The organism is Halorhabdus sp. CBA1104 (genome assembly GCF_009690625.1).
In the GTDB taxonomy this organism is placed as follows: domain Archaea; phylum Halobacteriota; class Halobacteria; order Halobacteriales; family Haloarculaceae; genus Halorhabdus.
This window is the reverse complement of sequence record NZ_CP033878.1, coordinates 2,233,278-2,255,950: the sequence shown is the minus strand read 5'-3', so window position 1 is coordinate 2,255,950 and position 22,673 is coordinate 2,233,278. Positions and strand designations below refer to the sequence as shown.

Sequence of the window (22,673 nt, the reverse complement as noted above, 5' to 3'; positions counted from 1 at the left end):
GCCGACTGCAACTCGAATCCGCTTGATGCGGCGCTCGTTCTGAGAGGTCTTTGAACTGCCGAACTACTACGCTGCAGCCGGTACCCGCAACCAATCGAGCGGGAGAACCGGAGTGACAACACTGCATCCGTGATGGTATGTCTCGCGTCGATAGTAGTCACTGAACGATTGTGGGCGGCTCTCTAACTGGACATTGCGGCGTCCCGAGCGAGTAGTGACCCTTTGAAACCAGTCACACGGACACGTGTGACGTGGTGAGATAGATATGCTCTATATTCATTCGAACAATCCAAAGTGACGGATGTACCCATACAGAAACACGAGCGGCGCTACAAGGAGTATCGTCTCCAGTAGTGAATGCGCTCGCTCCAATAGCAGTACATTCGGAAGGAACGTCCTCGATGCCACTGTTTGTCCGTAAAACACTGATCCTGTTGGGCTTTCCCAGTCGTCTTGTTGCACTCTCGCTCTGACCAGCGTATTCGTTCGTTCACCCACAACGTCACCAGAAGCGTCCGTAATGGCGACACCGTTGGGGTTTGTTCGGTTGGGATCGACGCCGTAGAGACGCACTTGGCGACCTCCCAACGGCTGGTTCGTAGCTGGATCTTCGACGTGAATCTTGACTCGGTTATCAGAGACCGCAGTTATCGACACGTTCGGTTGCCGATATTGGAGTACTTCGTCGACATCGACTTCTACTCGCTTGCCGTGGATCGTCCTCAAGGACGTGACGTTACCAGGTGCGTTCTGAATTACGAGACGCGAATATTCGATCGGGACCGACGGATCGATCGTTACCTCAGAGTGATTTGTCTGTGGCAACGTCACGTTGTAGCCTTCGAATCCGATTATTTGCGAACTCGACACAGATGACGATCGATCTACCGGGTTGATCGTTGGGCGACGGTCTGTTCCTATCAAGAACGTTCTGGGTACCTGCGGCGGTGAGTGGATAGTATTCGAACCACTCTCGGTAAACCGTCGGGCTTGGGTATACTGTCGCGCAGAATAGGTTCGCCAGGTCGAATCGACGAATGCAGTTCCTGACCCGATCGTCAGGTGGCTCCAGAGTAATCGATCCATGAGGTGCTTCGTACGAACAGCATTGTTTCCGCGCGGACCATCCAGTGTGAGCACGATGTGACTCGTTTCGTTGTTGACGTTGATGATGCGTTGGTGAATGTCTAGATCGCCCGTGTCAGTTACCAAGGTATCATATGATGCACTCGACAAACTAACACTATCCTCCCGATACAAGCTTGGGGATCCTGTTGTACTGTCCCAGTAGCCGTCGCTCCATCCGTCTGCATACCGTGTCCTCGGGTCCCAGTCTCGATAGATGCGCGTTTCGGTTACGCGGACGGAGACTGACCCGCGCATACTGAGGTCCACTTTGGAATTCGACGTGAGCCCAGTATACTGAATGGTGTCTTCTCCAGAAAACGATCTTCCACCGATAGACACTCTACGAGTATCTTCGACCTCCATCGAATATCGATAGCAGGTTTGGGAGCCGTCAATCCAAAATGTTTCCACAACCGAATCGTTGTCGTAATCCCTGGTACGTGTGTCTTTGTCCTTGGGTCCACAGTAGTCAGCCGGCGGGATATCCTCACGAATTCGATAGTCGAGATGCGATAACACTGTTCCCTCAGAGCCAATTACAAACGTATTTGCCAGCGCATGTGAGCCGTGGCGCCCGCTTCGTGCCAGACTCATTGCCCCGCCGTGTATGCCCAGAAACGTTACGTGTGCGTCTTTGATAATATTCGAATCAGTAGTTTCTGAACGATCTAATACAAAGGATGAACGCAGGTCTGAATCTATGTTATCCAGACTGTCTTTTTGGTATTCGAAGAGTGTTGTATTTCCAATCTCGTACTCCGGCTTTGTGGTATAATACGGAATATCGGCTATTTTCACAAAATTTTCTGGCTCGTTCGGGTTGGACAACTGGCTTCCGTTGATGTCATCGTCATCAGAGAAGAACGCTCGCTCCTGATCCGATGATACTGCCGTGGCCGTGACCATCGCTCCAGTGACTGCTGTGATCGAGACGAGAACGACCAGTAGCGCTACCAACTCCTTCTTCATTGGTTAGCCAAGGAGATATCTCGAATCAGGTTAGACCATGTTGGCAAGCACTTGCACTGCCATCATGACGATTGCGGCCCCTCCGGCACCGATGAAAGAGTTGCGTATCCGTTTACGGCCTTTGTCACTTTGTTCCGTGTCCGTCCCAGCAGTCATCCACTGGAATAGCCCAAATGCCCCATTGGGTACTGCTACGGCGACGATGACTATCGAGAGAAATTGCCCGACTTGATTGATCTTATTTTTTAGATCTTGCTGGGTCGGGGCACTCGAATTATTTTGCGCAAGGGCAGGGCCAACGGTTAGTGTCAACACGACCGTCAGGATGGCCAGTATTCGTAGTATCTGTCCAAGTTCAGACGTCAATCGCTGGTTGCATCTGCGCGTCATATAGCCAGAGAATACATTATTGTCTTAAAAGATCTTTGATTTGGATGTCTAGAAATGCAATTAAAAATGTATGTACATATTGCCTGTGTGCTGTATAATCGGCTTACAGAGCTGTTTAGCAACTTGCACTCGACTCTAGGGCTCGATCTGCGGCCTGTTCGAACGTCCCAACTTCCACGACGCTGATGCCACTTACATCAATACCCTGATTTGGGGGACGAGAAATACCTGTATCCCCCGATCACTTGCGGTTTGGGCTTTCTCACGCACGTACTGTACGTCCACGATGGTCCCGTCTGTGGTGAGGCCGCCCGTCGCAGCGACACTCTCGTTTATCCGGGTACAGGAGTTGGTCCCAGCAAACCCGAGCGCGAGCGACAGTGCTGCACTCCCGCCGCCGACGGTCCCCCATTCGGACGGGGGTTGCAATTGGAGCACCGCACCCTGGTGGGCTGGCGGCGTGTCACTCTCACTTGCGACAGTCCACGCCCTGGCCATCGAACGCTGGACGTCTGATGTCTGGGCCACGTCACTGATATCTGTATAGAGCCCATCGACTGGGATCGAAACGACAGTCGCAGGAATCGCAATCCCGTCTCCGGAACGTGTGCTGTAGGCATAGAGTGACACCGATTCTCTCGTGGGCTCGATGCCACTTCGGTTGACACCGGCAAACACACCGAGTACGTCCTGAGAGTCTTCGAGCGTCTCCAACTGTGCTTTTAGCTCGGTAACACGATGATTAACCGCTCCAGTCCAGCTGGCGGTGATGACGACGAACCCTATTAGAACTCCTATAGCAATATGCGAACGGTTCACTATATTGAACGCACCAATTGGATATTCATACGCAGATGGAATAATATTTATGCAATTGGAATATACGGAGTGGTGAAACAAACTGTGCTGTGTGGGGGTACTGATCGACAGCAACGGGCTGCTACCAGCTTGAACGAATAGTTGTATATGAGTGATGTTTTCTGGTCGATTGTGTTGTTACCGTTCGTCCCTGACGTATATAGCGTCCTCAAGGACGCAGTAACGTGGCTGCTCACGACCTTCGTCGACGGTCTCATGGATGCGTTGAACGTCGTTCTCTCGGCGGGATTCGAGACGTTCTTGTTTTTCCCGAATCCGGCCGACGTTCAGGTGCTAGATACGTTATGGTGGCTCTCCCTCAGTATTTTGGCAGCTGCCGGTGCTCTCTCTATCGTCTACGTTCTGCTGTTGTCACAGTTTTTCCCGGGGAAAGACAGCGCTGACCTGCAGTACTACATCGAAAAGTTCCTCAAAACGTTCATTATCGTCTTCATTTCGCGTCCGCTAATCTCGTTCAGTGTTGCATTCTCTCATGGGTTGACTGGGATTTACTACAAAACGACGTACGATCTCTCTATCGCGGTCTCGATCAGTACACAACTCGTCGATCAGTTCGGCTTGTTCGTGGCGCTTTTGTGGGGTTTGCTCGCCTCGGGTGTGTTACTGGTAGCCGGGGTTGGATTTATCATTCTCCTTGTTGTCAGGATGCTCATCGTCTACGTCACCTTCGCGTTGTTACCGGTGTTGATGGGGTTCCAACTCGTTGAAGTCGGCCCCTGGTCGCGAGTAAATCAGATGGGAAAGAAGTTCATCGCGGCGAGTGGGAAATTACTCATCTTTGGGGTGTTCATCACGGCACTCATCTGGGGGAGTACGATACTGACCGACTTCGACCAGTACGATTCCTCGGGCGGGACGTTCGCCGGTGGCACGGCAGAGCAGGCCCAACCGCCGGCGGGTAAGTTTGGGTCGGCTGGTGGCGGCATTTCGACGCTGATACTCGATTTTTTCAAATTAGTCACGCCACTGTTGGTTATCAACTTCCTTGGATTTCAGTACGTGATGGAGGTGATTTGAGATGGTCTTGCAGTATATCCAGCGGTTAGTATCACACGCAGTATACCAGAGAAGGGTTCGTGATGTATGATTGGGCTTTTGCAGAACATGCGGATGATCGTCCTTATGTTCGGCATCAAGGACACGATTCGATCGATCATCAACGACCTGTTCAACACAGTGTTCGATTTCATGCTGGAGCTCTTTGCAGATCTCACGAATGCCTTTTTGACGCTTGATCCGGCCCAGCTACAGCCCTTCGAGGAAATTTGGACCGTGGGGACACTCGCCTTTTTCAGCATCCTCACTTTGTATGCTGCTTCGATGCTGGGATTGGCACAGATTTTTCCAGGCGCTCAACAGACCGACCCAGCCCGATTCTTCTCACGAGCGCTCGCTGCGACACTTTCTCTGTGGATCGTCAACCCGCCCGACTGGGGATCGGATCTGTTCTCGAAAGGAGCGTTCGGCTGGGCGTTCGTCGTCGTAAACGAGATCTGTACGGTGTACCTCGATCAGGTCGGGACGACTTTTTCCTTCCAGAGCGAGGCCCTCGCCGGTGCACTGGGTGGTGGATTCATTCTTCTCGGATTCGCCTTCTTCATTGGCTTACCGATACTGGTATTCGAGTTCGTCCTCCTTGCCCTCCTCGTCGCCAGGCAAGTCATTGTCTTCTTTACGTATGGACTCTATCCCGTGTTGATCGTGTTCTGGGTAGCCGACGCTGGTCCACTGCGGTACGGCAAGCAACTCTCTTCGAAACTGTTCAAAACGGCTATCACGGCACTGGTTGGTGGCATCCTCATTGCGGGTATCTTCACGACTGGCATAGCTCTCATCAGTGGTAATAGCCACGTCTTCGGTGGTGGGGTAGTGGCTCAGGGTGTGAGTGGGAGTGCCCCTGTCGCAGAGGGCGTGTTCGCCACAGGATCTTCGAGCGATTACCTGACGACCATCGTCTTCAAACTGATGGTCATCGGTGCAACGTGTCTGTTGCCGACTCTCATGCTGGTCCAGATGCTCGGTGCAATTGGCGGTGGTATTACGTCGGTCGCGCGACTGGGTGCCGCCGTCGCGTCGGGTGGTGCGAGTGTCGCTGCGTCGGGGGCGATGATGGCTACCAAAGAGATGAGCAAGAAAGGCGTCAAGAAGGGGGCCAAATCGGCGGCCAAGAAGGGTAAAAAGAAGGCCAAACAGGGGATCAAAGATCGGGCGAACTCCGCAGCCAGTACAGCCGCCGAGCGGGCCAATCCCGTCTCCAGGGGGAGCGGAGGGACGGGTAGCGGTGAGGGAAATTCTGTCTTGAAACGCAACGCTCCCCAGCTACAACAGCCCCAGCTTTCAGGGGGCCAGTTTGACGGTGACGAATCAGCGACCGACGAGGACGACGAGACGTCGGGCCAGTCGAAATATCGTCGCGATAACGGTCGATGAGATGCGCAGCCGGTACTATGGCCGATCCGTCGTGACAGGTACTTTGACAGAGATAACAACCATTAAGTACGCATACGGTACGTAGTTGTAACGTACACCAATGGGGGTGCTGTTTGCGGGTGAGGTCCAGTGGTTGGTTGGCAACCTCTCCAGCAACGGCATCGTGTTGATCAGTTTCGGTCTCGACGCGCTCGTCGAGTGGATCAACACGCAGATTTTCAACGCGGTGTTCACGCTGATCGGGTATCTCCTCAACGGGTCGATGCAGACGCTGTTGCATCTGAACCCGACTGCACTCAAGCAGTTTCAGGACATGTGGGAGCTGTCGGTGGGGATCTATTTCGCGCTGTTGACAGTCTTTGCGCTGGCCCACCTCGGGATGTTTCAGTTCTTCCCGGACGGCAAGAAGTCGGATCCGTACCGGTTCGCCGGGCGTGCGCTGGCGGCCACGTTATCGCTGTTTATCGTCAATCCGCCGGGTTGGGGGCCGACGCTGTGGGGTCGCGGATTGTTCGCAGCAGCGTTCGAGGTATCGAACGCGACGATCGACTTGTTCTTGGAGTCGACGACGTTCACGGTGTCGGCGAGTCCGGACACGGGCGGTGCGGGGTCGTTCGTGCTGTTGTTGTTCGGCGTCGTGATGGGGTTGATCGTCACGGTCGGGCAGTTGCTGCTGGTCGTCGTCTTGGTCGCTCGGAAAGTGATCGTCTACCTGACGTACGGACTGTATCCCTTGTTGATCGTGTTCTGGATCGGGGAACTCGGCCCGCTGAAGTACGCAAAGGCGGTGGGCGAGAAGTTGTTCAAAGCGACGGGGATGTTGATCCCCGGTGGCATCTTGATCGCAGGCGTGTTCGCGGTCGGATTGAAGTTTGCCCACGGATCGCTGGCGATGCTGGCCGGCGGATCGGTCGAGTCAGGCGGAGTTGACGCGGCGTTCGCGTCGGGGAGTAGCGTGCATCCGTTGCTGGCGGCGGCGATGCCGCTGATGGCAGTGACGGCGATGAACTTGGTGGCGATTACGTACGTGGTCAAATGGTTGAGCGGTGCGATGGGTGGTGCGGCGAGCAAGATGACGGGCAAAGCGAAGAGTGCGATGAAAGGCGGGGCAAGCAAGGCGAGCAGTGCGGTGTCGGGCGGTGTGGGTGGCGGCATGGTCGGTGGGATGGCCGGTGGCGACCGGACGGCAGTGAACAACCAGTTTGCCGGCGGCCCAGCACCGGCAGCGGCGTCGGCTGCTGGCGGTGGCGGTCGTGACGAGCGTGATTCGCAGACGGTCAACGATACAGCGCCGGAGTTGGAGCAGACGCCGATGTCAGCGCTGGATAACGAGCGCCTGGCCGAGGGTGACAGCGAGAGTGGTCATCAGGAATACGGGTCGCCGGAAAGCGATGGCGAAGCGTTGGGAAGCGAGTCGATCACGGAGGCAGACTCGGGGCCGACAGAGAGCGTGGACACGATCGATCGGGCGAGTGAGTCGCCGTCGGGCCTGGAGCGTCCGAAAGCATCGGACATTCATTTCGAGGAAATTGAGCGCGAGGAGATGGGTGAAGCGATGACGAAGATGGACGACGAAGAGCGGGGTAAGTTGCTCTACGACGTGATGAACAAATCACGCACGGTGGACCAAGCCCAGGGTGATGATGGGAACAAGTACCTGCGTGGAATCGGTGGAGATGCAGTGAAGGGGGTGGTGGGGACAGGAGTAGGGATAGCAGCTGCTGGTGGAGCAGCGCCGATGGTAGCGGCTGGCGCGGTAGCAGGTGCAGCAGTACTCGGAGCTAGCCAAGGGATCGCTGGAACTGGAGTGGAATCGCTTACGACGAAAATCGGCCAAGGAAAGGATCTGAAGAACTCGCTCACGAGTGAGATATCAGACCTCAAGTCGGAGCTGAAAGACTGGACGGAGAAGGGCTCGGTGAAAACGGCGGAGTGGCGGACGGGCGATGGCGAGTCGGCCGGCGGGAGTGGTGTTGACCACTCGGACAACCGTTTCTCATAACTTACATATAACAATGAAAACTGACATATTGGGGCACGATGATAAAGCAATCGGCGTTGAGGTAATTGACGAGCGGGACATCCGTCATATTGTAAATATCGAATGGGATGGTTCTATAGAGAAGCACTCTCGAGATGAAGGAACGTATCCAAAGGAACCAGAAGACCGGACAGACGAAGGACAGCGGATCATGGTTCAGGTCGAGGAGCGGGCAAAACTCGCGGCCCAACAGGAGTTTCCGGATGCAGACATCCTACCGGCAGGGTGGATCCCGGCCGAACTCGACCGGGCAATGTTGGCCTTAGAGACCCTCCACGTGGACGACTTTGCCGAGGAGTTTCGGGATTGCTATCGAATGCTCACCGAGCCCGCTTCAGAGCCGGAAGTGCCCGAGCAAACGGCGGAGATCCTTTTCCAGCCGTTTCTGGTCAACGAGGACGACGAGGTGGCGTACGTACCGACGCCGGTAATCAAATATAGAGACGAGTCGGGCGAGGCTCATTACACGCACAGGGAGTCACGATACGAGGAACTAGTAGGCGAACCGCACTTGACGAAGTTCCAGATCACATTGCCACCGATAGAATTCGACGATGGTGCTTACGAATTCCCGGACGGGTTTCAGATATTCATCATCGAACATCTGCTGGCCCAACTCAGAGACGTCTATCGGCACGTGGGTGAGGAACCGCCGGAGTACTGCAAGGAAACGGACATCTGGGGCAAACCACTGACGACGGAAGACGAGGAATACTACGACATTTGACAGCACGAGCAGTGAGTGGTAGCGTTTGCGGGACAAGATACGCAACGCAACCATTCAGGAGTAATTGCGTTGTCGGCGTGTTACTTGCAGCGGCGGGCGGTGGTGGGGGTCAGGATGACAGTCACGACTCGCAGGCGGTCGAGAACACGGCGCCGGACTTGGAGCAATCGTCGCTGGATCAGTACGGTGAGGGTAGTTTGGGGGGCGGCCAGGGCGAGCGCGAATACGCCGAGCCATCGACTGACGAGGGGAGTAGCGGTGGAGACGTGGAGGGTCGCCTCGACAGGCTCGAAAGCGAGGTAAGCGCCGAGAGCAAGGACGATCCAGCAGAATCCTACACGCCGGGAGAATTAACAGTGGATGAAGCGAAGTCGATGACGGACAACGAGGAGATGGCAAAGACGATGGTGGCGATGGACCAGAAGATGGCGTCACTGTCCGAGCCCGACGAGTCGACGGCGATGGGTCAGGAGGCGGCGAAAGGCGCGGTTGCCGGAGCAGCGGGCGCGGGCGCAGGGCAAACGGTGGGAGCGGCACTGGGTGGCATCGGCGGTTCGATCGCGGGACCAGTCGGGACGGCAGCAGGTGCGGCCCTAGGTGGTGCGATCGGCGGGGCAGCAGGCGGTATTGGCGGTTACGCAGCGTCGCGGATGGTCGGCGAAGGGTCAGTGCGAGGCGGCCTCGAACGCGTGTCGGAGGCGACGAGTGGTGTAAAGTCGAAAGCAAAAGAAACGTATTCGTACGCCCTGCCTGGCGGTTCGGGCGAAGGCGAGTCGGGTGGCGGGGAGTCAGATGGATTTGAAGGTGATGATTACGCATGACGATTGGAAAATTGGATAATGGCAATATGGAAGCAAAAGTTGTCGGACACAAAGAAGAAAATTGTGGGGTAGAGGTCTATGATGAACGCGAAAACAGACATGTCATCACCATCGAATGGAATGGACGCATTCAAAGACATTCTCAAGAATCATACCCCCACGACCCAGACGACCGAACAGACGAGGAGCAGCGAATCATGTGCCAGGTCGAGGAGCGCGCCCGATACGCGGCCCAACAGGAGTTTCCCGAGGCAGACATCTTGGACCCGCTGTGGGACCCGGAGCATATCGAAGAAGGGCTCGAAGCGCTGACGAACTACCCGTTAGCAGAGTTCCAAGAGCAGTTCAGAGACTACTACGAAGCGTTGCAGCGGCCGTCAGAGTTCGTGGACGACCCGGACATGGACCCAGAGACGTCGGGGATTGCCAAGCCATTTCGAGTACGTGACGGCCAGGTTGTAGAGGTCTCAGACATCGAGATAGTTTACGAGCGGACAGACGGAACGGCACACTCGACGGGGAAGACGTGGGAGTACCCGCGCGAGGAACTCATTGTTTGTAGTATGCCCCGAATAGCGTTCGAGGACCACATCACGTTCGAGGAGCACTTCCCGGATTTTCTGGTCAATCACCTGATGGCCCAAATACGAGATATCTACCTGAACATGGGCGAGCAGCCACCGCGGGAATACCGGGTACAGGGGCACGGAAAATTAGACATCTACGGCGACGAAGACGGATCGGCCGAAGAATTGCTGCTAGAGGGAATGTAGGATAGAGAGTCGTGTTGCATTATCGCAGCAGTATCGGGTCTCGAAGAAACGGAGCACTCGAACAGCAGTTTTTCGGAGCGTTCCAGTGGGGGAGTCCGGTACATCCGCTGTTAGCGGCAGCGATGCCGCTGATGGCAGTGACGGCGATGAATCTGGTGGCGATCACGTACGTCGTGAAGTGGTTGAGCGGTGCGATGGGTGGTGTGGCCAGTGCGATGACAGGCCAAGCGAAGGGTGCGATGAAAGGCGGGGCGAGCAAGGCGAGCGGTGCGGTGTCGGGCGGTGGGGGCGGTATAGCTGGCGGCGTGATGGGCGGTGGGGATCAGACGGGAGTGAACAACCGGTTTGGGGGCGGCCCGGCACCGGCAGCGGCGTCGGCTGCTGGCGGTGGTGGTGGAGACGAGCGCGACTCGCAGACGGTCAACGATACAGCGCCGGACTTAGAGCAGACGCCGATGTCGGCCTTAGAAAGTGACCGCCTGGACGAGGCCGACAGCGACCGGCAGGAATACGCGTCACCGGAGAGCGAGTCCGAGACATCCACCGCGGACGATTCAGAGTCGACAGAGAGCACCGAATCGTCCGATGGGGCCGAGGAGTCACTGTCGGATCTGGAGAACCCGACAGCGTCGGATATCCACTTCGAGGAGATCGAGCGCGAGGAGTTGGGTGAAGCGATGACGAAGATGGACGAGGAGGAACAGGGCAAGCTGATGTACGACGTGATGAACAAATCACGGACAGTGGACCAGGCCCAGGGTGATGATGGGAACAAGTATCTGCGTGGAATTGGTGGAGATGCGGTGAAGGGAGCGGTGGCAGCAGGCGTGGGACTAGCAGCAGCGGGTGGAGCGGCACCGGTGGTAGCGGCAGGCGCAGTAGCAGGTGCCGCAGTGCTCGGAGCTAGCCAAGGGATCGCTGGAACTGGAGTGGAATCGATCACGTCGAAAATCGGGAAGGGGAAGGACCTGAAGAACTCGTTCAAGAGTGAGCTATCAGACTTCAAGTCGGAGCTGAAAGACTGGACGGAGAAGGGCTCGGTGAAAACGGCGGAGTGGCGGACGGGCGATGGCGAGTCGGCCGGAGGGGATGCGAAAGGCGCTGATGATACAAAGTATTAGCATTTCAACTAAGTGAAATATGAATACGAAAATACTGGGACATGATGAGAAGGATTGTGGGGTACAGGTATTTGATGAGAATGGCTATGAACACCGGTTAACGATTGAGTGGGATGGAACAATTCGAGAACACGGAACCGACGACTACCCCCACGACCCAGCCGACCGAACGTTCGAAGAGCAGAAGTTGATGACGCAGGTAAAAGAGCGGGCGAAACTCGCGGCCCAACAGGAGTTTCCGGATGCAGATATCCTGCCGGCAGGGTGGATTCCGGCAGAACTGGACCGGGCGATGCTGGCTTTAGAGACGCTCCACGTGGACGACTTCGCCGAGAAGTTTCGGGATTGCTATCGAATGCTCACCGAGCCCGCTTCAGAGCCGGAAGTGCCCGAGCAAACGGCGGAGATCCTTTTCCAGCCGTTTCTGGTCAACGAGGACGACGAGGTGGCATACGTACCGACGCCAGTAATCAAATATAGAGACGAGTCGGGCGAGGCTCACTACACCCACAGGGAGTCACGATACGAGGAACTAGTAGGCGAACCGCACTTGACGAAGTTCCAGATCACGTTGCCACCGATAGAATTCGACGATGGAGCCTACGAATTCCCGGATGGGTTCCAGATATTCATCATCGAGCATCTGCTGGCCCAACTTAGAGATGTCTACCACCACGTCGGTGAGGAACCGCCGGAGTACTGCAAGGAAACGGATATCTGGGGCAAGCCACTGACGACTGAAGACGAGGAATACTACGACTAGTGACGACGAGCGTGGTGAGTGGTGGCGTTGGGCGGTCGATTTACACGACGCCGGACTTAGAACAGTCATCGCTGGATAAGTACGGAGACGGTGTCGCCGACGAGGGGGGCAAGCGCGAGGAATACACCGAGCCCGGGCGTGAGGAGTACGAAGAGCCATCGAGCGAGGAGCGTAGTGGAGACGTGGAGGGTCGCCTCGACAGACTCGAAAGCGAGGTGGGTGCTGAAGACGAGGCGTCCGAAGCCGAGAGCGACGAGAGCGTGGTAATGGAGAAGGGGGCCTACATGGAGATGGCCGGTGGCGACGAGCACCTGGCCGAACAGTTAGAAGCGCGCGACGAGATGATCGAGTCGAAGCTGAGTGATGATAGCACGGCAAAGGGAATGGCGAAGGAGATAGCGAAGGGTGGTGTTTCAGTGGCAGTCGGCACAGCGATCGCTGGCTCTGGGCTTGGTGCAGCAGGCGTGGCAGGGATGGCGTTAGCGACGGGAGCGCAGGCGGCTGCGGGCGGGATTGGCGGGTACATGGCAGCGCGAAGTATCGATAAGGGAGCGTTGGGGACGTTCAAAGAAGCGAAGACAGCAGTGACAGAGAGCGCGTCGGCGGTAAGTGAGTACACACGAGATACGGTGAGTGAGTACTACGGCACTGGCGGTTCGGGCGATGGCGAGTCGGCTGGAGGGAGTGCGGATGAAGCGAACAGCCACGAGCTATTCGAGAAGGAGGAAGAGTGACCCATGGAAGCAGAACTGGTAAATTATGACGATGAAGAAGTTGCCGTCCTAGTAACGGATGAGAAGGGATTAGACCACCAAATTGCGATGGATTGGTCTGGAGCGATCACTTACCACGGAACCGACGACTACCCCCACGAACCAGACGACCGGACGGACGACGAGCAGCGGATCATGTGCCAGGTCGAGGAACGCGCCCGATACGCGGCCCAACAGGAGTTTCCCGAGGCAGCCATCCTGGATCCGATGTGGGATCCGGAACACCTCGATGCGGGACTCGAAGCATTGATCAATTACCCGTTGGACCGATTCCACGAGCAATTCAGAGACTTCTACGAGGCGTTGGCCGATCCAGCAGCATTCATTGAGAAGCCGTCGATCAACCTGGAGGGTGTGGTGGTGCTGAAGGTGTTCCGCTTCCAGGGAAGTGAGATACTGGACGTTGCCCCGGTGTTCGTTCGGGAAGTGCTCAACGAGCGAGAGGCAAACGATTACGGGACGTTCCCGAACTACCCCGAGGACGAACAGATCGTGTGTGCCATCCCAGCCTTAGAGTTCGAGGAGGGGTTCACCTACGAAGAGGACTTCCACGAGTTGGTGGTGGAACACGTGATGGCACAGATACGAGATCTATACCTGCACATGGGCGAGGAACCACCGGAGGAGTATCTGGTGCAGGGGGTCGGGAAACTCGACATCCACGGCGATGGCATTGGCGAGACGTAGGGTTCGAAACGACCCACTGGGAGCTGTTCTGAAGGGTCCTGGAGCCTCCGAAGCGGCGATGCCGTTGATGGCAGTGACGGCGATGAACCTGGTGGCGATCAGACGCCGGTCTACGATCCGGGCATTCGATGAAGGAGTCTAAGACAGCGGTCACATCGTTCCGTTCCGATTGCTGTTGCCATAGATGGTTCCCAAGTTGCCAAATCGATCAGTCAACGTCCGATCGATGGCTTCGAATCGGCCGAGACCGAGAACACGCTGGTGATTGACGCTGACGGCGCGGCGAAGGCGTCGAACAACACTGCTTTCAGAAGAGCTGACGCGGAGCGTTCGAGTGAGTGGACGGATAGACGCAAACGTTTTGCCGACACACAGATAACCTCGAATTAGCATGCCGGACTGTCCACTCGCCGACGATTGCCCCGAATTTACCGAGCGGATCGAGGGGATGGGGTGTACCCACTATGGCGACCGTGGGGGCGCCGAGTGGTGCAACCACTACAACCAGCCGATCTCGGATCTGCAGTCACAGCCAGTCAAGCCGGGCGAGGAAGTCGTGGTGACCGTCGAAGACATTCACGAGAGCGGGGCCGGCGTCGGCCGCACTGAGGACGGATTCATCCTGCTGATCGATGGCGTCCTGCCGGAAGCAAAGGCCCGTGTCAAGGTGACGACCGTCCACTCCAATCACGCCCGTGCAGAGGAACTCGAACGCCTGCCGATGGACGACGAACAACCGCAAGCGGACCCAGCGGACACCGACGAGCCCGTCGACGAGGAGCCAGACGACGATCGTGACGGCCCGGATCGGCCCGAACTCGGCAGCCGTGACAACTTCTGGGGCAGCTAAGTACCCGCCTCGGCCGCCATATGTCGTCAGATATCTCGCCACAAGCCACTCCCCGTGGCCCTTTTTGAGACGCCGTTCGATTTCCGAACATGGATCTCGAGCTATCGGGCAACGTTGCGCTCTGTACCGCAGCCACCAGCGGCCTGGGTCTCGCCAGTGCCCAATCCCTCGCCGCCGAAGGCACGAACGTCGTCGTCTGTGGCCGGACCGAATCCCGACTGGAAACGGCCCGCGAGCGACTCCAAGCGGCGGGACCGGGCGACGTTCACGCCATCGAGGCCGATATCACCGAGCCCGATCACGCGACAGCCTTGGTCGAGGAAACAGTCGAGACGTTCGGCGGCTTAGATCACGTGGTGACCAGCGCCGGTGGCCCGCCCAGCGGCTCGTTCATGGACACCCCGGTCGAAGCGTGGCACGATGCCTACGAACTCCTCGTTATGAGCGTCGTCCGCCTGACCCGCGCAGCGTATCCATACCTCCAGGAAAGTGCGGCGGGAACGATCGTCAACATCACGTCCCGGTCGGTCAGGGAAGTCATCGACGACCTCGTGCTCTCGAATGCGGTCCGACGTGCTGTCATCGGCCTGATGCAGACCCAGGCGCGGGAGTTCGCCCCTGACGTGCGGGTCAATGCCGTCTTGCCAGGCGCACACGAGACGGCCCGGATCGAGGAACTGATCGACGATGCGGTCGATCGTGGGGAGTACGACAGTTACGAGGCGGGCTACGCGGACTGGGCTCAGGACGTCCCGATGGAACGTATCGGTGAGCCACGGGAGCTTGGCGATGTCGTCGCGTTCGTATCTAGCCCCCGGGCGAGTTTCGTGACGGGCACGGCCGTTCCCGTCGATGGCGGGTCGATCAGGGAGTGACCTACCGGCCATCCGGGCGCGTCATCGAGAGAGCGATCATGACGCCGACGGCAATCACCGAGACGCCCATCGCACCGACGTACCCGACTGGCGGCATCTCGCCCCACGGCGGGTTCGGATAGAAGAAATCGACGACCAACACGACGATCGCGCCCAGAGAGACCATCACTGACAGGGCAAAGCCCCAAAACCAGAGGTACCCGCGCATACGGTAGCGTTCTCCGGGATGACTAAAGGAACTTCCGGGTGCCTGCCCACCGCTACAGCTACCCGCGTCACTCCATTTCCGTTTGGCGTGATACTGCGCGCTGTACCTGGGGCGCTCCCTTACCACGTTTCGACGGTGCCGTCCGCGATGTCTTCGATACAGCCCTGGCAGTCGGGATGGTCGGCGTCCAAACAGTGGGGTCGGCCCTCCTCATCGAGCCGAACGGCCCGTCGCTCGGCGTGTCGCCGACAGACGATCCGTGCCTGGCCCTGCTCGTCTACGGGCAGATCCTCCTGGGCCGACCGCTTGGCATCGTCGTAGGCCTGCCTGGCTTCGGCCAGCTGGCGGCCAGCCGATCGAAGCGTCGATCGAACCAGGTTGGTGAGGTGATCGTCCTCGGCCATACGTCTCCATCTGGACTGGCCAGCTATCAATCTTCGCGCCCCGGATTTCACTTTCGGTCCGCTCGCCGCGATTTTAAATAGGAGGGCGACCAAGCTTCGGGTGTCTCCCACCGAAAACACGCGGAGACAGCACAGCTATGACGGATTTGCATACCCACGCGGAAGAGATACACGAGCAGTTTGCCGACCAGCTCGACGTTTCGATCGACGACATCGAGGAACGCCTCGAGACGCTGGTCGAGGAGTACCAGGTTCCGATCAGTGAGGCCCGCCGGAGTGTCACCAACTCCTATCTCGACGAGGCTGACCTGGAGCGCGAGGACATTCGCAGCGGCGATGGGGGCAACGAAACTGTCCAGGCCGCCGACGTCGACGCACCTGAAGAGTGGGTGGACATGACTGCGAAAGTCGTCGAGCTCTGGGACCCACGGAGCGACGCTGTCGCCCAGGTCGGTCTGCTTGGTGACGGGACGGGGACGATCAAGTTCACCAAGTGGTCGAAGTCAGATCTGCCCGAACTCGACGAGGGCAAGACGTACCACCTCCGGAACGTCGTCACCGACGAGTACCAGGGTCGATTCTCGGTGAAGCTCAACCGGACGACCGTCATCGAGGAGGCCGACGAGGACATCGAGGTCGGCGACGATTCCCTGGAAGTCGAGGGGGCCTTGGTCGACGTCCAGAGTGGCAGTGGGCTGATCAAGCGCTGTCCAGACGACGACTGTACGCGCGTCCTCCAGAACGGCCGCTGTTCAGAACACGGTGAAGTCGAAGGCGAGTTCGACCTGCGGATCAAGGGCGTCCTGGACGATGGCGACGACGTTACCGAGGTCATTTTCGATCAGGAAGCCACCGAGAATCTGACCGGGATCACCTTAGCGGAGGCCAAAGACATGGCGATGGATGCACTGGACACGAGTGTCGTCGCCGACGAGATGCGCGAGAAGATTCTCGGGCGCTACTATCGCGTCCAGGGGCCGACCTTCGGTCGGTACTTGCTGGCCGACGACGTAGCGCAACTCGACGATGCCGTCGATCCTGAAGCGGCCCTCATCAAAGCGAGGTCGATATAATGGCTGCAACACCGACCCGAGAGGTTGCCCAGCGTGTCTTTGCCGGCGAGTTCAACGACGCAACCTACACGTTCAAGGAGAGTGACGACGACCGCGCGCCGGTGTACGTCCTCCTCCCGACCGGCGAGCGTGCCAATCGTGTGTTCATCGTCGGCACGCTCACCGAGACCGAGGACGTCGGCGAGGATAGTGAATACTGGCAGGGGCGGGTCGTCGATCCCAACGGCGACACGTTCTTCGTCTATGCCGGGCAGTACCAGCCCGACGCGGCCTCGATGTTGCGGGAACTGGAGGCGCCCGCCTACGTCGCCATCGTGGGCAAACCCCGCACCTACGAGACCGACGACGGCGAGGTAAACGTCTCCGTTCGCCCCGAGTCGATCACGCCGGTCGACGAGGGAACCCGCGACCGGTGGGTCGTCGAGACGGCCGAGCGGACCCTCGAACGCGTCACCCAGTATCGCGAGGCCGACCCTTCCCAAGAAGAGTTCGCGCCCGACGAGTACGTTCGCATGGCCCACGAAGAGTACGAACCGGCCATCGAGAACTATCGCCGACTCGTCGTCGATGCCCTCGAAAGTCTCGACGAGGAGACCGAGACAGAGACCTAACAGTTGTCGTTGGGTCGCGTCGGCTCACAACGCACGAGGCCAGGTACTGCCGCCGGCAATCGTCTGACAAATCATTAAGTAGGTGCGCGAGGGACCGTCCAACAACAATGGGCAACAAAACAAGACGATCTCTTTTCGGGTCAGCGAAGAGAAATTCGAGACCCTCAGGGAGATCGCCGAGGAGCGTGATCTCTCGTTGTCGGCGGTCTTCCGTGATTACGTCGACAAGCTCGTCGACCACAACGGGCAAATCGAGGTCGTCCCCGAGCACGAACTCAACGGCGGCGAGGAGAGCGACGACGATTCGTTCCCACCGAAAGTCGAGGTGCCAAAGGCCTTCATTCGCGAACACGAGCGCCTCGAACTCGAAGCCGACCACCTCCGGGAACAGTTAGAGGAGTACAAACGCTACGTGACGAATCTCCGAGACGAACTCGATGGCGACGAGGAAGAGGTCATCATGCTCGAAGAGTTAGATGCTGGCGAGGAGGAAGACAGCGAGTCGGCCTATCGGATCGGCGAGTTCGAAGAGCCCTAGACCGTCCCTACAGCAACTGTTCGCGTCTGTGCTGTGCCTCTCGCGCGACGTCTCCTTCGCCGTCGACGTCTGCCAGTGATTCGATCGCTTCTAGCGTCCGGACCGAATTGTCGAGAAAGGAGAGCACATCGCCGGGATAGGCATACAGCATGTAATCGTCGCCCATCACGTCGACGATGGCGTCGGGGCCGAGCCCGTTGGCACGCAGTTCGAGCAGATAGTGGGCGAACTTCTCCTGCGGGTGGCCACAGTGCGGTGCCGACTCACAGTCACAGTCCATGAAATCCTCGGCGAAGTCCATGACTCGATCCTGGGTTGCGTCGTCCAGATTCGCCAGATTCTCCCCGCGAAAGAGCACGTCCAGGGTCGCACCGGCGAAGGCACTCTTGGGAAACGACTGTTCCAGCTGGGAGACCAGCTGGCGGTGGTTCTTGACGTACACTTTGTCGGTGATCGCCACGGTAGCTCAATCGACGTGATGGGCGGGCAAAAGCGTCCCGGACGCTGGTGACGTCCCGTTTTTCCATCCCGCTTGGCGGGCACTGTTCGGTCGGCGTAGATAAAGCTCGAAGCACCTAGATCAAACGTCTTTAGGTATCGTTCGCGTAGCATGTGTATGAGCGAGACCGAACACGAGCACGAGAAGACACCGGCTGGCAAGCAGACGGCAGTCACCGTCACGGATCACCTTCAGCACGCGCTGGGTGCCACAGACGACGAAAACGTCGAGTACCACCTCACCACGGCCTTAGAGATGCTCGTCGGCCAAGACCAGTGACCGTGCGCTTGTCGGTGGCCAGCATCGAGACAGCCTGAGCACGGTCGGCGGGCACTTCCGAGCAGCACTTTTGGACCCGATCGAGAGCGCGATACCGGGAGTGGCTTCCAGAGGCTCCTGCCCGGTGTGGGCCAGTACCCGTCCCGACGCTGCTGTCTTCGGGCAATCGTCACTACTGCAATCGACCTCCCTAATCGTCGCCTGCAAGCCCGCTGGTACCGCCCCTCAGGTCCGTTGCCCACACGCCTTCGTCGAGATCGAGTGCGTCGTTCCACTTTCCGACGACCGTCGACACAGCGAGGTCACCGGTGACGTTGTTCATGGTCGCAATCCGTCCGAGGATGGGATCGACGCCGGCGACGAACCCAACGACCTCGAGTGGGAGCCCGACCTGCGTGAGAATCACCGTGAGCATGACGATCCCAGCCCCTGGGACGCCTGCGGTTCCAATACTGATGAGGACAGCAACGAGCAACACGAACACTTGCTCGGGCACCGCGAGTGGCTGTCCAACGGCGTTCGCGGCGAACATGACCGTGATCGCCTGCCGGATCGCAGCGCCGTCCATGTTCGCCGTCGCCCCCACCGGGAGCGTGAACGAATAGATGCGCTCGCCGATGCGAAGATCCTCTTCGGCGTTGCGCATCGTGACCGGGAGCGTTCCGGTCGACGAACGTGTCGCGAACGCCGTCACCATCGCATCTTTTGCCCCGCTGAGGAACGCGATCGGGGACACGTCGACAACCACACCCATGAGAACGATCAGGTAGGTAAAGACGATGTGTACGACGATCGCGATCGCGATCGCCAACACGAGTTCACCAAGCGAGGTGAACACGCCGATGCCCTCGGTCCCGATGCCGGACGCCATCAACGCGAAGATGCCGAGGACACCGAATTCGAGGACGCCTCGAACGATCACGAACATCGCCTCGGCACCGACTTCGAACGCTTCGAACACCGAATCAACAGCGTCTGCGAACTGTGCTTGTTGTGAGCGGACGTAGGTCAGTGCGATGCCAAAGACGATGACGAAAAACACCGTCGCGAGCAAGTTCCCTTCGGCAAGTGCCGCGACGGGATTGTTCGGGACGATACCGAGAATCACCTCCATCAACGACGGTGGTGCCTGTGATTGGGCCTCGCCACTGACAAACTCGACTCCTTTCCCAGGTTGGAGTACGTTCGCAACGACGAGACCGATGACTCCCGCAAACGTTGTCGTCACGGCGTAGAGGGCGACTGTCGCTCCACCGATCTTCCCGAGTTTCGCCGGCGAGAGTTGTCGAATCCCGGTGAGGAGTGTGAAGACGATAATCGGGATGACCAACATATTGAGCAGCCGAAGAAAGAGCTCGCCTACCGGCTGTACGACGGCCATCCGTTCGCCGAATGCAATGCCAGCGGCCGATCCCACCACGAAGGCGACGAAGATACGCCAGATGAGTGGAACCGACCGATATTGACTCCACAAGCGACTCCCGACAGTTACCATGTTCTACAGCACCCGCTGGACTCCCAAAGCGCCGTCCGCCCCGCCAGTATCTGGGGCCATCTCTGATCGACTTTCGTTTGGGCAAAGCTAGCCCTATTTCGATATATCGGATGTATATTGTAACTTATCGCAGGTTTCCTGGATACTCATGGGTGTATACTCTACATATTTGCCTTATTTTAACCAGACGGGATCACAGCGAGCTATAGGTACTGGCAACTTTTGCAGGCTTTTTGGCTGTCAGTGTTCGTGACGACGGCTGCTTCGTTCGACGGTCTTGGGGCGGACCCCGGGCTGTCGTCTCTCAGACCACGCTGTAGTCGATGTGCGCCAGCCACTCGCATCCGTCCATGCTTTCGACCAGAAACCCACGCTCCAACGTTCTCGCCGGCACCTGAGCAAGCTCATGTCTCGACGGCCAGTCCTGTAGGGTCACGTCTGGCCGCTTCAAACGGGGGGAGCGTGAGTTACGTTCCTTCGACGAGTCGTTCGAGTTGTTCGGGCGGGACTGCACCCCGAGCCCCCTGCTCGTCGTAGACGAACGTCGGGACTCCTCTCACACCGGCTTGCTGGGCTTCGGTGAATCGTTTCCGCAGCCGGTCGCGAAGGTGTTCGTCGGCGACTGCTGTTCGAATCTCGTCTCCGTCGATTCCCGTCTCCGCTGCAATGTCAGCCAGTACGTCACCGTCACCGATATCTTTCCCATCGATCCAGAGCGCTTCGAAGATCGCTTCGTCGAAAGCGAGCCACTGCTCGGGATATTCTGTCTTCACGTAGAACGAGGCAACCTGGGCGTCGAGTGAATCCAAATCTTCGGGGAGCTCCTCGAACTCGAGCATCTCGTCTGCGCCGTACTCCGCTTTCAATCGGGCGACGTTCTGTCGGGCCTGCTCGAAATAGTCCTCGTCTTTGCCATCGTCGATCGAGTGATCGATCTCACCGTCGGGACCGCGCTTGTGACGCCGGAGATCGAACGGCTGCCAGTCGATTTCGAGGGCCGTATCGCGTGTCTCCTGATACGCCTCTAATGACTGTCGACCCAAGTAGCAAAACGGACACACGTAATCCGAATACACCGTGATTTGATCGTCGCGTCCTTCCATCGTGTCTCAACACGCCCGCCAACTGGATAAGGCTTCCAGTGGCCGGAATCGTGGTTGGGACTGTTGTCAGTTTGTCTCGGTATGTGGGCCTGTACAGCACTGTCAGTACCGCTGCACCCGACTCGATCGGGTACCGGTCGTGGTCGTTTGTCCGGCGGCCTGTTCGGCGTGTGCTCTGGGCTCGATCAGTGTCTCGTCGAAGTCGCCGTGACCCCGTGTGTTTCCGGGTGCTGCTGGACTCGGCCGCCCCGCCACCGCTGATAGCACGACGGCTCTGGGACTCCCATGGGGGAGCGTCGTCCGGGCGCGGGAATCTGAACCACGGTCGTTTCGCTCACTCTGTTCGCTCTACTCCCTGATTCAATTCCCTTTTGGGATGTTCGGTTGCTCAGGTTCGTCCCCAGACAGAAAGTCCGGACGCGGGAATCTGAACCGAAGGAAGAAATGCTCGTTTGCCCCGCTCACTGCGCGTTCCTTCCAGGGTTCAGTTTCGCCCATAGACCGGTGGCTCGTCACGTCTGTGTCTCAAAAAGGTCCGGGCGCGGGAATTGAACCCACGTCTTGGCCGCCACAGGGCCAAAGGATACCACTACCCTAGCCCGGACACGCACGTGAACGTAGCCGAGTTCGAGTAAAATACGTTACGACTTGTGATCCACCGGTACTTAGATTGCGAGAAGGTTCGTTCCCTGTCTCAGTCCGGCCTGCCCCTCTCATTACTCACTGGAGTAGTCACTCGTCACTGCTGCAAGTGCCGGGCCAGCTAGCCGACCAGGAGACCTACTGTGAGAGCGCCGGCCAGCTGTCGGCGATCACTGACCCGGATGAACCGTGTGCCATCCTCGTGCTTTCGATCGCACCGACCGGTTTCGCCATCCCGCCGCCGCCACCGCCAGTCCCAGACCTGCTTCCGGCAGGCTCGCTTTCGCCCTCTGTTTCGGTGCTCGTGGCTGATCCCTCGCCGACGTCACCGCCAAACCCGTCGGCGACTCTGGCGACGGGGACAAAAGTCCGGCCGTCGCGGTCAATCGGGTCGCTGTAGACGCGCTCGACGCCCGCCCTTTCGGTGATCTTCTCGACGGCCGTGGTCATCGCATCTGGGACCTCCATGGCTACGCGTACTGTCACCCGCCGGTAAGATACCCGTTCGTGTGGGGCGGGGTTGCGTTCGCTTCCTTTCGGCGATTCGATTTTGCCGTGTTGGCTCTCGAAGAGTAAGGTATAGCAGTGTCGCCC

25 protein-coding genes and 1 tRNA gene are annotated in these 22,673 nt (G+C 58.1%); 16 read left to right on the top strand and 10 right to left on the bottom strand.

The window, feature by feature from the left end; translation table 11 throughout:
• Nucleotides 1-276 precede the first annotated feature (276 nt).
• The 3 genes from Hrd1104_RS11385 to Hrd1104_RS11380 all read right to left on the bottom strand — a co-directional run bounded on the left by Hrd1104_RS11385 (nucleotide 277) and on the right by Hrd1104_RS11380 (nucleotide 3,201).
• Nucleotides 277-2,097, bottom strand: a complete 1,821-nt coding sequence (locus tag Hrd1104_RS11385) for a hypothetical protein (RefSeq protein ID WP_154552875.1) — start codon at nucleotides 2,095-2,097, stop codon at nucleotides 277-279.
• A gap of 30 nt (nucleotides 2,098-2,127) precedes the next feature.
• Complete coding sequence (locus Hrd1104_RS13370; protein ID WP_229770477.1) at nucleotides 2,128-2,487, bottom strand: hypothetical protein; 360 nt, start codon at nucleotides 2,485-2,487, stop codon at nucleotides 2,128-2,130.
• Between the two features lie 192 nt (nucleotides 2,488-2,679).
• Nucleotides 2,680-3,201, bottom strand: a complete 522-nt coding sequence (locus Hrd1104_RS11380) for a S16 family serine protease (RefSeq protein WP_229770476.1) — start codon at nucleotides 3,199-3,201, stop codon at nucleotides 2,680-2,682.
• 252 nt (nucleotides 3,202-3,453) lie between these two features.
• On the opposite strand from Hrd1104_RS11380, the gene Hrd1104_RS11375 reads away from it, so the two are divergent.
• The 12 genes from Hrd1104_RS11375 (at nucleotide 3,454) to Hrd1104_RS11320 (ending at nucleotide 15,227) form a co-directional block, all read left to right on the top strand.
• Nucleotides 3,454-4,383 (top strand): hypothetical protein, encoded by a 930-nt coding sequence (locus Hrd1104_RS11375; RefSeq protein ID WP_154552874.1) that lies wholly within the window; start codon nucleotides 3,454-3,456, stop codon nucleotides 4,381-4,383.
• Nucleotides 4,384-4,488: 105 nt separating this feature from the next.
• Nucleotides 4,489-5,796 (top strand): hypothetical protein, encoded by a 1,308-nt coding sequence (locus Hrd1104_RS11370; RefSeq protein ID WP_154552873.1) that lies wholly within the window; start codon nucleotides 4,489-4,491, stop codon nucleotides 5,794-5,796.
• Nucleotides 5,797-5,896: 100 nt separating this feature from the next.
• Nucleotides 5,897-7,798 carry a hypothetical protein gene (locus tag Hrd1104_RS11365; protein WP_154552872.1) on the top strand — a complete coding sequence of 634 codons (1,902 nt, stop codon included), beginning with the start codon at nucleotides 5,897-5,899 and terminating at the stop codon, nucleotides 7,796-7,798.
• A gap of 190 nt (nucleotides 7,799-7,988) precedes the next feature.
• Nucleotides 7,989-8,564 carry a hypothetical protein gene (locus Hrd1104_RS11360; protein WP_154552871.1) on the top strand — a complete coding sequence of 192 codons (576 nt, stop codon included), beginning with the start codon at nucleotides 7,989-7,991 and terminating at the stop codon, nucleotides 8,562-8,564.
• Nucleotides 8,565-8,641: 77 nt separating this feature from the next.
• The gene (locus Hrd1104_RS11355; protein WP_154552870.1) at nucleotides 8,642-9,385 is read left to right on the top strand and encodes a hypothetical protein; all 744 of its coding nucleotides are present in this window, start codon (nucleotides 8,642-8,644) and stop codon (nucleotides 9,383-9,385) included.
• Nucleotides 9,386-9,582: 197 nt separating this feature from the next.
• The gene (locus tag Hrd1104_RS11350) at nucleotides 9,583-10,158 is read left to right on the top strand and encodes a hypothetical protein (RefSeq protein ID WP_229770475.1); all 576 of its coding nucleotides are present in this window, start codon (nucleotides 9,583-9,585) and stop codon (nucleotides 10,156-10,158) included.
• Between the two features lie 131 nt (nucleotides 10,159-10,289).
• Nucleotides 10,290-11,279 carry a hypothetical protein gene (locus Hrd1104_RS11345; RefSeq protein WP_154552869.1) on the top strand — a complete coding sequence of 330 codons (990 nt, stop codon included), beginning with the start codon at nucleotides 10,290-10,292 and terminating at the stop codon, nucleotides 11,277-11,279.
• A gap of 190 nt (nucleotides 11,280-11,469) precedes the next feature.
• Nucleotides 11,470-12,042 carry a hypothetical protein gene (locus Hrd1104_RS11340; protein ID WP_154552868.1) on the top strand — a complete coding sequence of 191 codons (573 nt, stop codon included), beginning with the start codon at nucleotides 11,470-11,472 and terminating at the stop codon, nucleotides 12,040-12,042.
• Nucleotides 12,042-12,776, top strand: coding sequence for a hypothetical protein (locus tag Hrd1104_RS11335; protein WP_154552867.1), 735 nt, complete (start codon nucleotides 12,042-12,044; stop codon nucleotides 12,774-12,776). Before Hrd1104_RS11340 ends, Hrd1104_RS11335 begins: the two co-directional genes overlap by 1 nt.
• Nucleotides 12,777-12,779: 3 nt before the next feature.
• Entirely contained in the window at nucleotides 12,780-13,502 is a 723-nt protein-coding gene (locus Hrd1104_RS11330; RefSeq protein ID WP_154552866.1) for a hypothetical protein, read from the top strand.
• A 391-nt stretch (nucleotides 13,503-13,893) separates the two neighbouring features.
• Nucleotides 13,894-14,352 (top strand): TRAM domain-containing protein, encoded by a 459-nt coding sequence (locus Hrd1104_RS11325; protein ID WP_154552865.1) that lies wholly within the window; start codon nucleotides 13,894-13,896, stop codon nucleotides 14,350-14,352.
• An 89-nt stretch (nucleotides 14,353-14,441) separates the two neighbouring features.
• Nucleotides 14,442-15,227 carry an SDR family oxidoreductase gene (locus Hrd1104_RS11320; RefSeq protein ID WP_154552864.1) on the top strand — a complete coding sequence of 262 codons (786 nt, stop codon included), beginning with the start codon at nucleotides 14,442-14,444 and terminating at the stop codon, nucleotides 15,225-15,227.
• 1 nt (nucleotide 15,228) lies between these two features.
• Here Hrd1104_RS11320 and Hrd1104_RS11315 read toward each other — a convergent pair whose 3' ends face one another.
• Together Hrd1104_RS11315 and Hrd1104_RS11310 are read right to left on the bottom strand one after the other, a co-directional pair.
• Complete coding sequence (locus Hrd1104_RS11315) at nucleotides 15,229-15,435, bottom strand: hypothetical protein (protein WP_154552863.1); 207 nt, start codon at nucleotides 15,433-15,435, stop codon at nucleotides 15,229-15,231.
• A 119-nt stretch (nucleotides 15,436-15,554) separates the two neighbouring features.
• Nucleotides 15,555-15,839 carry a hypothetical protein gene (locus tag Hrd1104_RS11310; protein WP_154552862.1) on the bottom strand — a complete coding sequence of 95 codons (285 nt, stop codon included), beginning with the start codon at nucleotides 15,837-15,839 and terminating at the stop codon, nucleotides 15,555-15,557.
• A gap of 137 nt (nucleotides 15,840-15,976) precedes the next feature.
• Between Hrd1104_RS11310 and Hrd1104_RS11305 the strand changes: the two genes are divergently transcribed.
• The 3 genes from Hrd1104_RS11305 to Hrd1104_RS11295 all read left to right on the top strand — a co-directional run bounded on the left by Hrd1104_RS11305 (nucleotide 15,977) and on the right by Hrd1104_RS11295 (nucleotide 18,061).
• Nucleotides 15,977-16,912, top strand: a complete 936-nt coding sequence (locus Hrd1104_RS11305; protein WP_154552861.1) for a replication factor A — start codon at nucleotides 15,977-15,979, stop codon at nucleotides 16,910-16,912.
• Nucleotides 16,912-17,523, top strand: a complete 612-nt coding sequence (locus Hrd1104_RS11300) for an RPA family protein (protein WP_154552860.1) — start codon at nucleotides 16,912-16,914, stop codon at nucleotides 17,521-17,523. Before Hrd1104_RS11305 ends, Hrd1104_RS11300 begins: the two co-directional genes overlap by 1 nt.
• An 82-nt stretch (nucleotides 17,524-17,605) precedes the next feature.
• Nucleotides 17,606-18,061 (top strand): CopG family transcriptional regulator, encoded by a 456-nt coding sequence (locus Hrd1104_RS11295; protein WP_154552859.1) that lies wholly within the window; start codon nucleotides 17,606-17,608, stop codon nucleotides 18,059-18,061.
• Nucleotides 18,062-18,068: 7 nt separating this feature from the next.
• Here the strand turns inward: Hrd1104_RS11295 and Hrd1104_RS11290 are convergent, their stop codons facing one another.
• The gene (locus tag Hrd1104_RS11290; protein ID WP_154552858.1) at nucleotides 18,069-18,521 is read right to left on the bottom strand and encodes a DUF5814 domain-containing protein; all 453 of its coding nucleotides are present in this window, start codon (nucleotides 18,519-18,521) and stop codon (nucleotides 18,069-18,071) included.
• Between the two features lie 156 nt (nucleotides 18,522-18,677).
• On the opposite strand from Hrd1104_RS11290, the gene Hrd1104_RS13160 reads away from it, so the two are divergent.
• A complete protein-coding gene (locus tag Hrd1104_RS13160) occupies nucleotides 18,678-18,839 on the top strand; it encodes a hypothetical protein (RefSeq protein ID WP_195837582.1) in 162 nt (53 codons plus the stop codon).
• 190 nt (nucleotides 18,840-19,029) lie between these two features.
• Here the strand turns inward: Hrd1104_RS13160 and Hrd1104_RS11285 are convergent, their stop codons facing one another.
• The 4 genes from Hrd1104_RS11285 to Hrd1104_RS11270 form a co-directional block, all read right to left on the bottom strand.
• Nucleotides 19,030-20,334: a dicarboxylate/amino acid:cation symporter gene (locus Hrd1104_RS11285; protein WP_154552857.1), complete on the bottom strand. Its 1,305-nt coding sequence runs from the start codon at nucleotides 20,332-20,334 to the stop codon at nucleotides 19,030-19,032.
• 467 nt (nucleotides 20,335-20,801) lie between these two features.
• Nucleotides 20,802-21,437, bottom strand: a complete 636-nt coding sequence (locus tag Hrd1104_RS11280; RefSeq protein WP_154552856.1) for a DsbA family protein — start codon at nucleotides 21,435-21,437, stop codon at nucleotides 20,802-20,804.
• Between the two features lie 533 nt (nucleotides 21,438-21,970).
• Nucleotides 21,971-22,041: transfer RNA gene (locus Hrd1104_RS11275), tRNA-His, on the bottom strand.
• Between the two features lie 176 nt (nucleotides 22,042-22,217).
• The gene (locus Hrd1104_RS11270; RefSeq protein ID WP_229770474.1) at nucleotides 22,218-22,547 is read right to left on the bottom strand and encodes a hypothetical protein; all 330 of its coding nucleotides are present in this window, start codon (nucleotides 22,545-22,547) and stop codon (nucleotides 22,218-22,220) included.
• Nucleotides 22,548-22,673 lie beyond the last annotated feature (126 nt).

Coding starts and splice junctions, on each gene's coding strand:
- Hrd1104_RS11385 (WP_154552875.1), bottom strand. CDS start 2,097: ATGAAGAAGGAGTTGGTAGCGCTACTGGTCGTTCTCGTCTCGATCACA.
- Hrd1104_RS13370 (WP_229770477.1), bottom strand. CDS start 2,487: ATGACGCGCAGATGCAACCAGCGATTGACGTCTGAACTTGGACAGATA.
- Hrd1104_RS11375 (WP_154552874.1), top strand. CDS start 3,454: ATGAGTGATGTTTTCTGGTCGATTGTGTTGTTACCGTTCGTCCCTGAC.
- Hrd1104_RS11370 (WP_154552873.1), top strand. CDS start 4,489: ATGTTCGGCATCAAGGACACGATTCGATCGATCATCAACGACCTGTTC.
- Hrd1104_RS11365 (WP_154552872.1), top strand. CDS start 5,897: ATGGGGGTGCTGTTTGCGGGTGAGGTCCAGTGGTTGGTTGGCAACCTC.
- Hrd1104_RS11360 (WP_154552871.1), top strand. CDS start 7,989: ATGGTTCAGGTCGAGGAGCGGGCAAAACTCGCGGCCCAACAGGAGTTT.
- Hrd1104_RS11350 (WP_229770475.1), top strand. CDS start 9,583: ATGTGCCAGGTCGAGGAGCGCGCCCGATACGCGGCCCAACAGGAGTTT.
- Hrd1104_RS11345 (WP_154552869.1), top strand. CDS start 10,290: ATGGCAGTGACGGCGATGAATCTGGTGGCGATCACGTACGTCGTGAAG.
- Hrd1104_RS11340 (WP_154552868.1), top strand. CDS start 11,470: ATGACGCAGGTAAAAGAGCGGGCGAAACTCGCGGCCCAACAGGAGTTT.
- Hrd1104_RS11330 (WP_154552866.1), top strand. CDS start 12,780: ATGGAAGCAGAACTGGTAAATTATGACGATGAAGAAGTTGCCGTCCTA.
- Hrd1104_RS11325 (WP_154552865.1), top strand. CDS start 13,894: ATGCCGGACTGTCCACTCGCCGACGATTGCCCCGAATTTACCGAGCGG.
- Hrd1104_RS11320 (WP_154552864.1), top strand. CDS start 14,442: ATGGATCTCGAGCTATCGGGCAACGTTGCGCTCTGTACCGCAGCCACC.
- Hrd1104_RS11315 (WP_154552863.1), bottom strand. CDS start 15,435: ATGCGCGGGTACCTCTGGTTTTGGGGCTTTGCCCTGTCAGTGATGGTC.
- Hrd1104_RS11310 (WP_154552862.1), bottom strand. CDS start 15,839: ATGGCCGAGGACGATCACCTCACCAACCTGGTTCGATCGACGCTTCGA.
- Hrd1104_RS11305 (WP_154552861.1), top strand. CDS start 15,977: ATGACGGATTTGCATACCCACGCGGAAGAGATACACGAGCAGTTTGCC.
- Hrd1104_RS11300 (WP_154552860.1), top strand. CDS start 16,912: ATGGCTGCAACACCGACCCGAGAGGTTGCCCAGCGTGTCTTTGCCGGC.
- Hrd1104_RS13160 (WP_195837582.1), top strand. CDS start 18,678: ATGAGCGAGACCGAACACGAGCACGAGAAGACACCGGCTGGCAAGCAG.
- Hrd1104_RS11285 (WP_154552857.1), bottom strand. CDS start 20,334: ATGGTAACTGTCGGGAGTCGCTTGTGGAGTCAATATCGGTCGGTTCCA.
- Hrd1104_RS11280 (WP_154552856.1), bottom strand. CDS start 21,437: ATGGAAGGACGCGACGATCAAATCACGGTGTATTCGGATTACGTGTGT.
- Hrd1104_RS11270 (WP_229770474.1), bottom strand. CDS start 22,547: ATGGAGGTCCCAGATGCGATGACCACGGCCGTCGAGAAGATCACCGAA.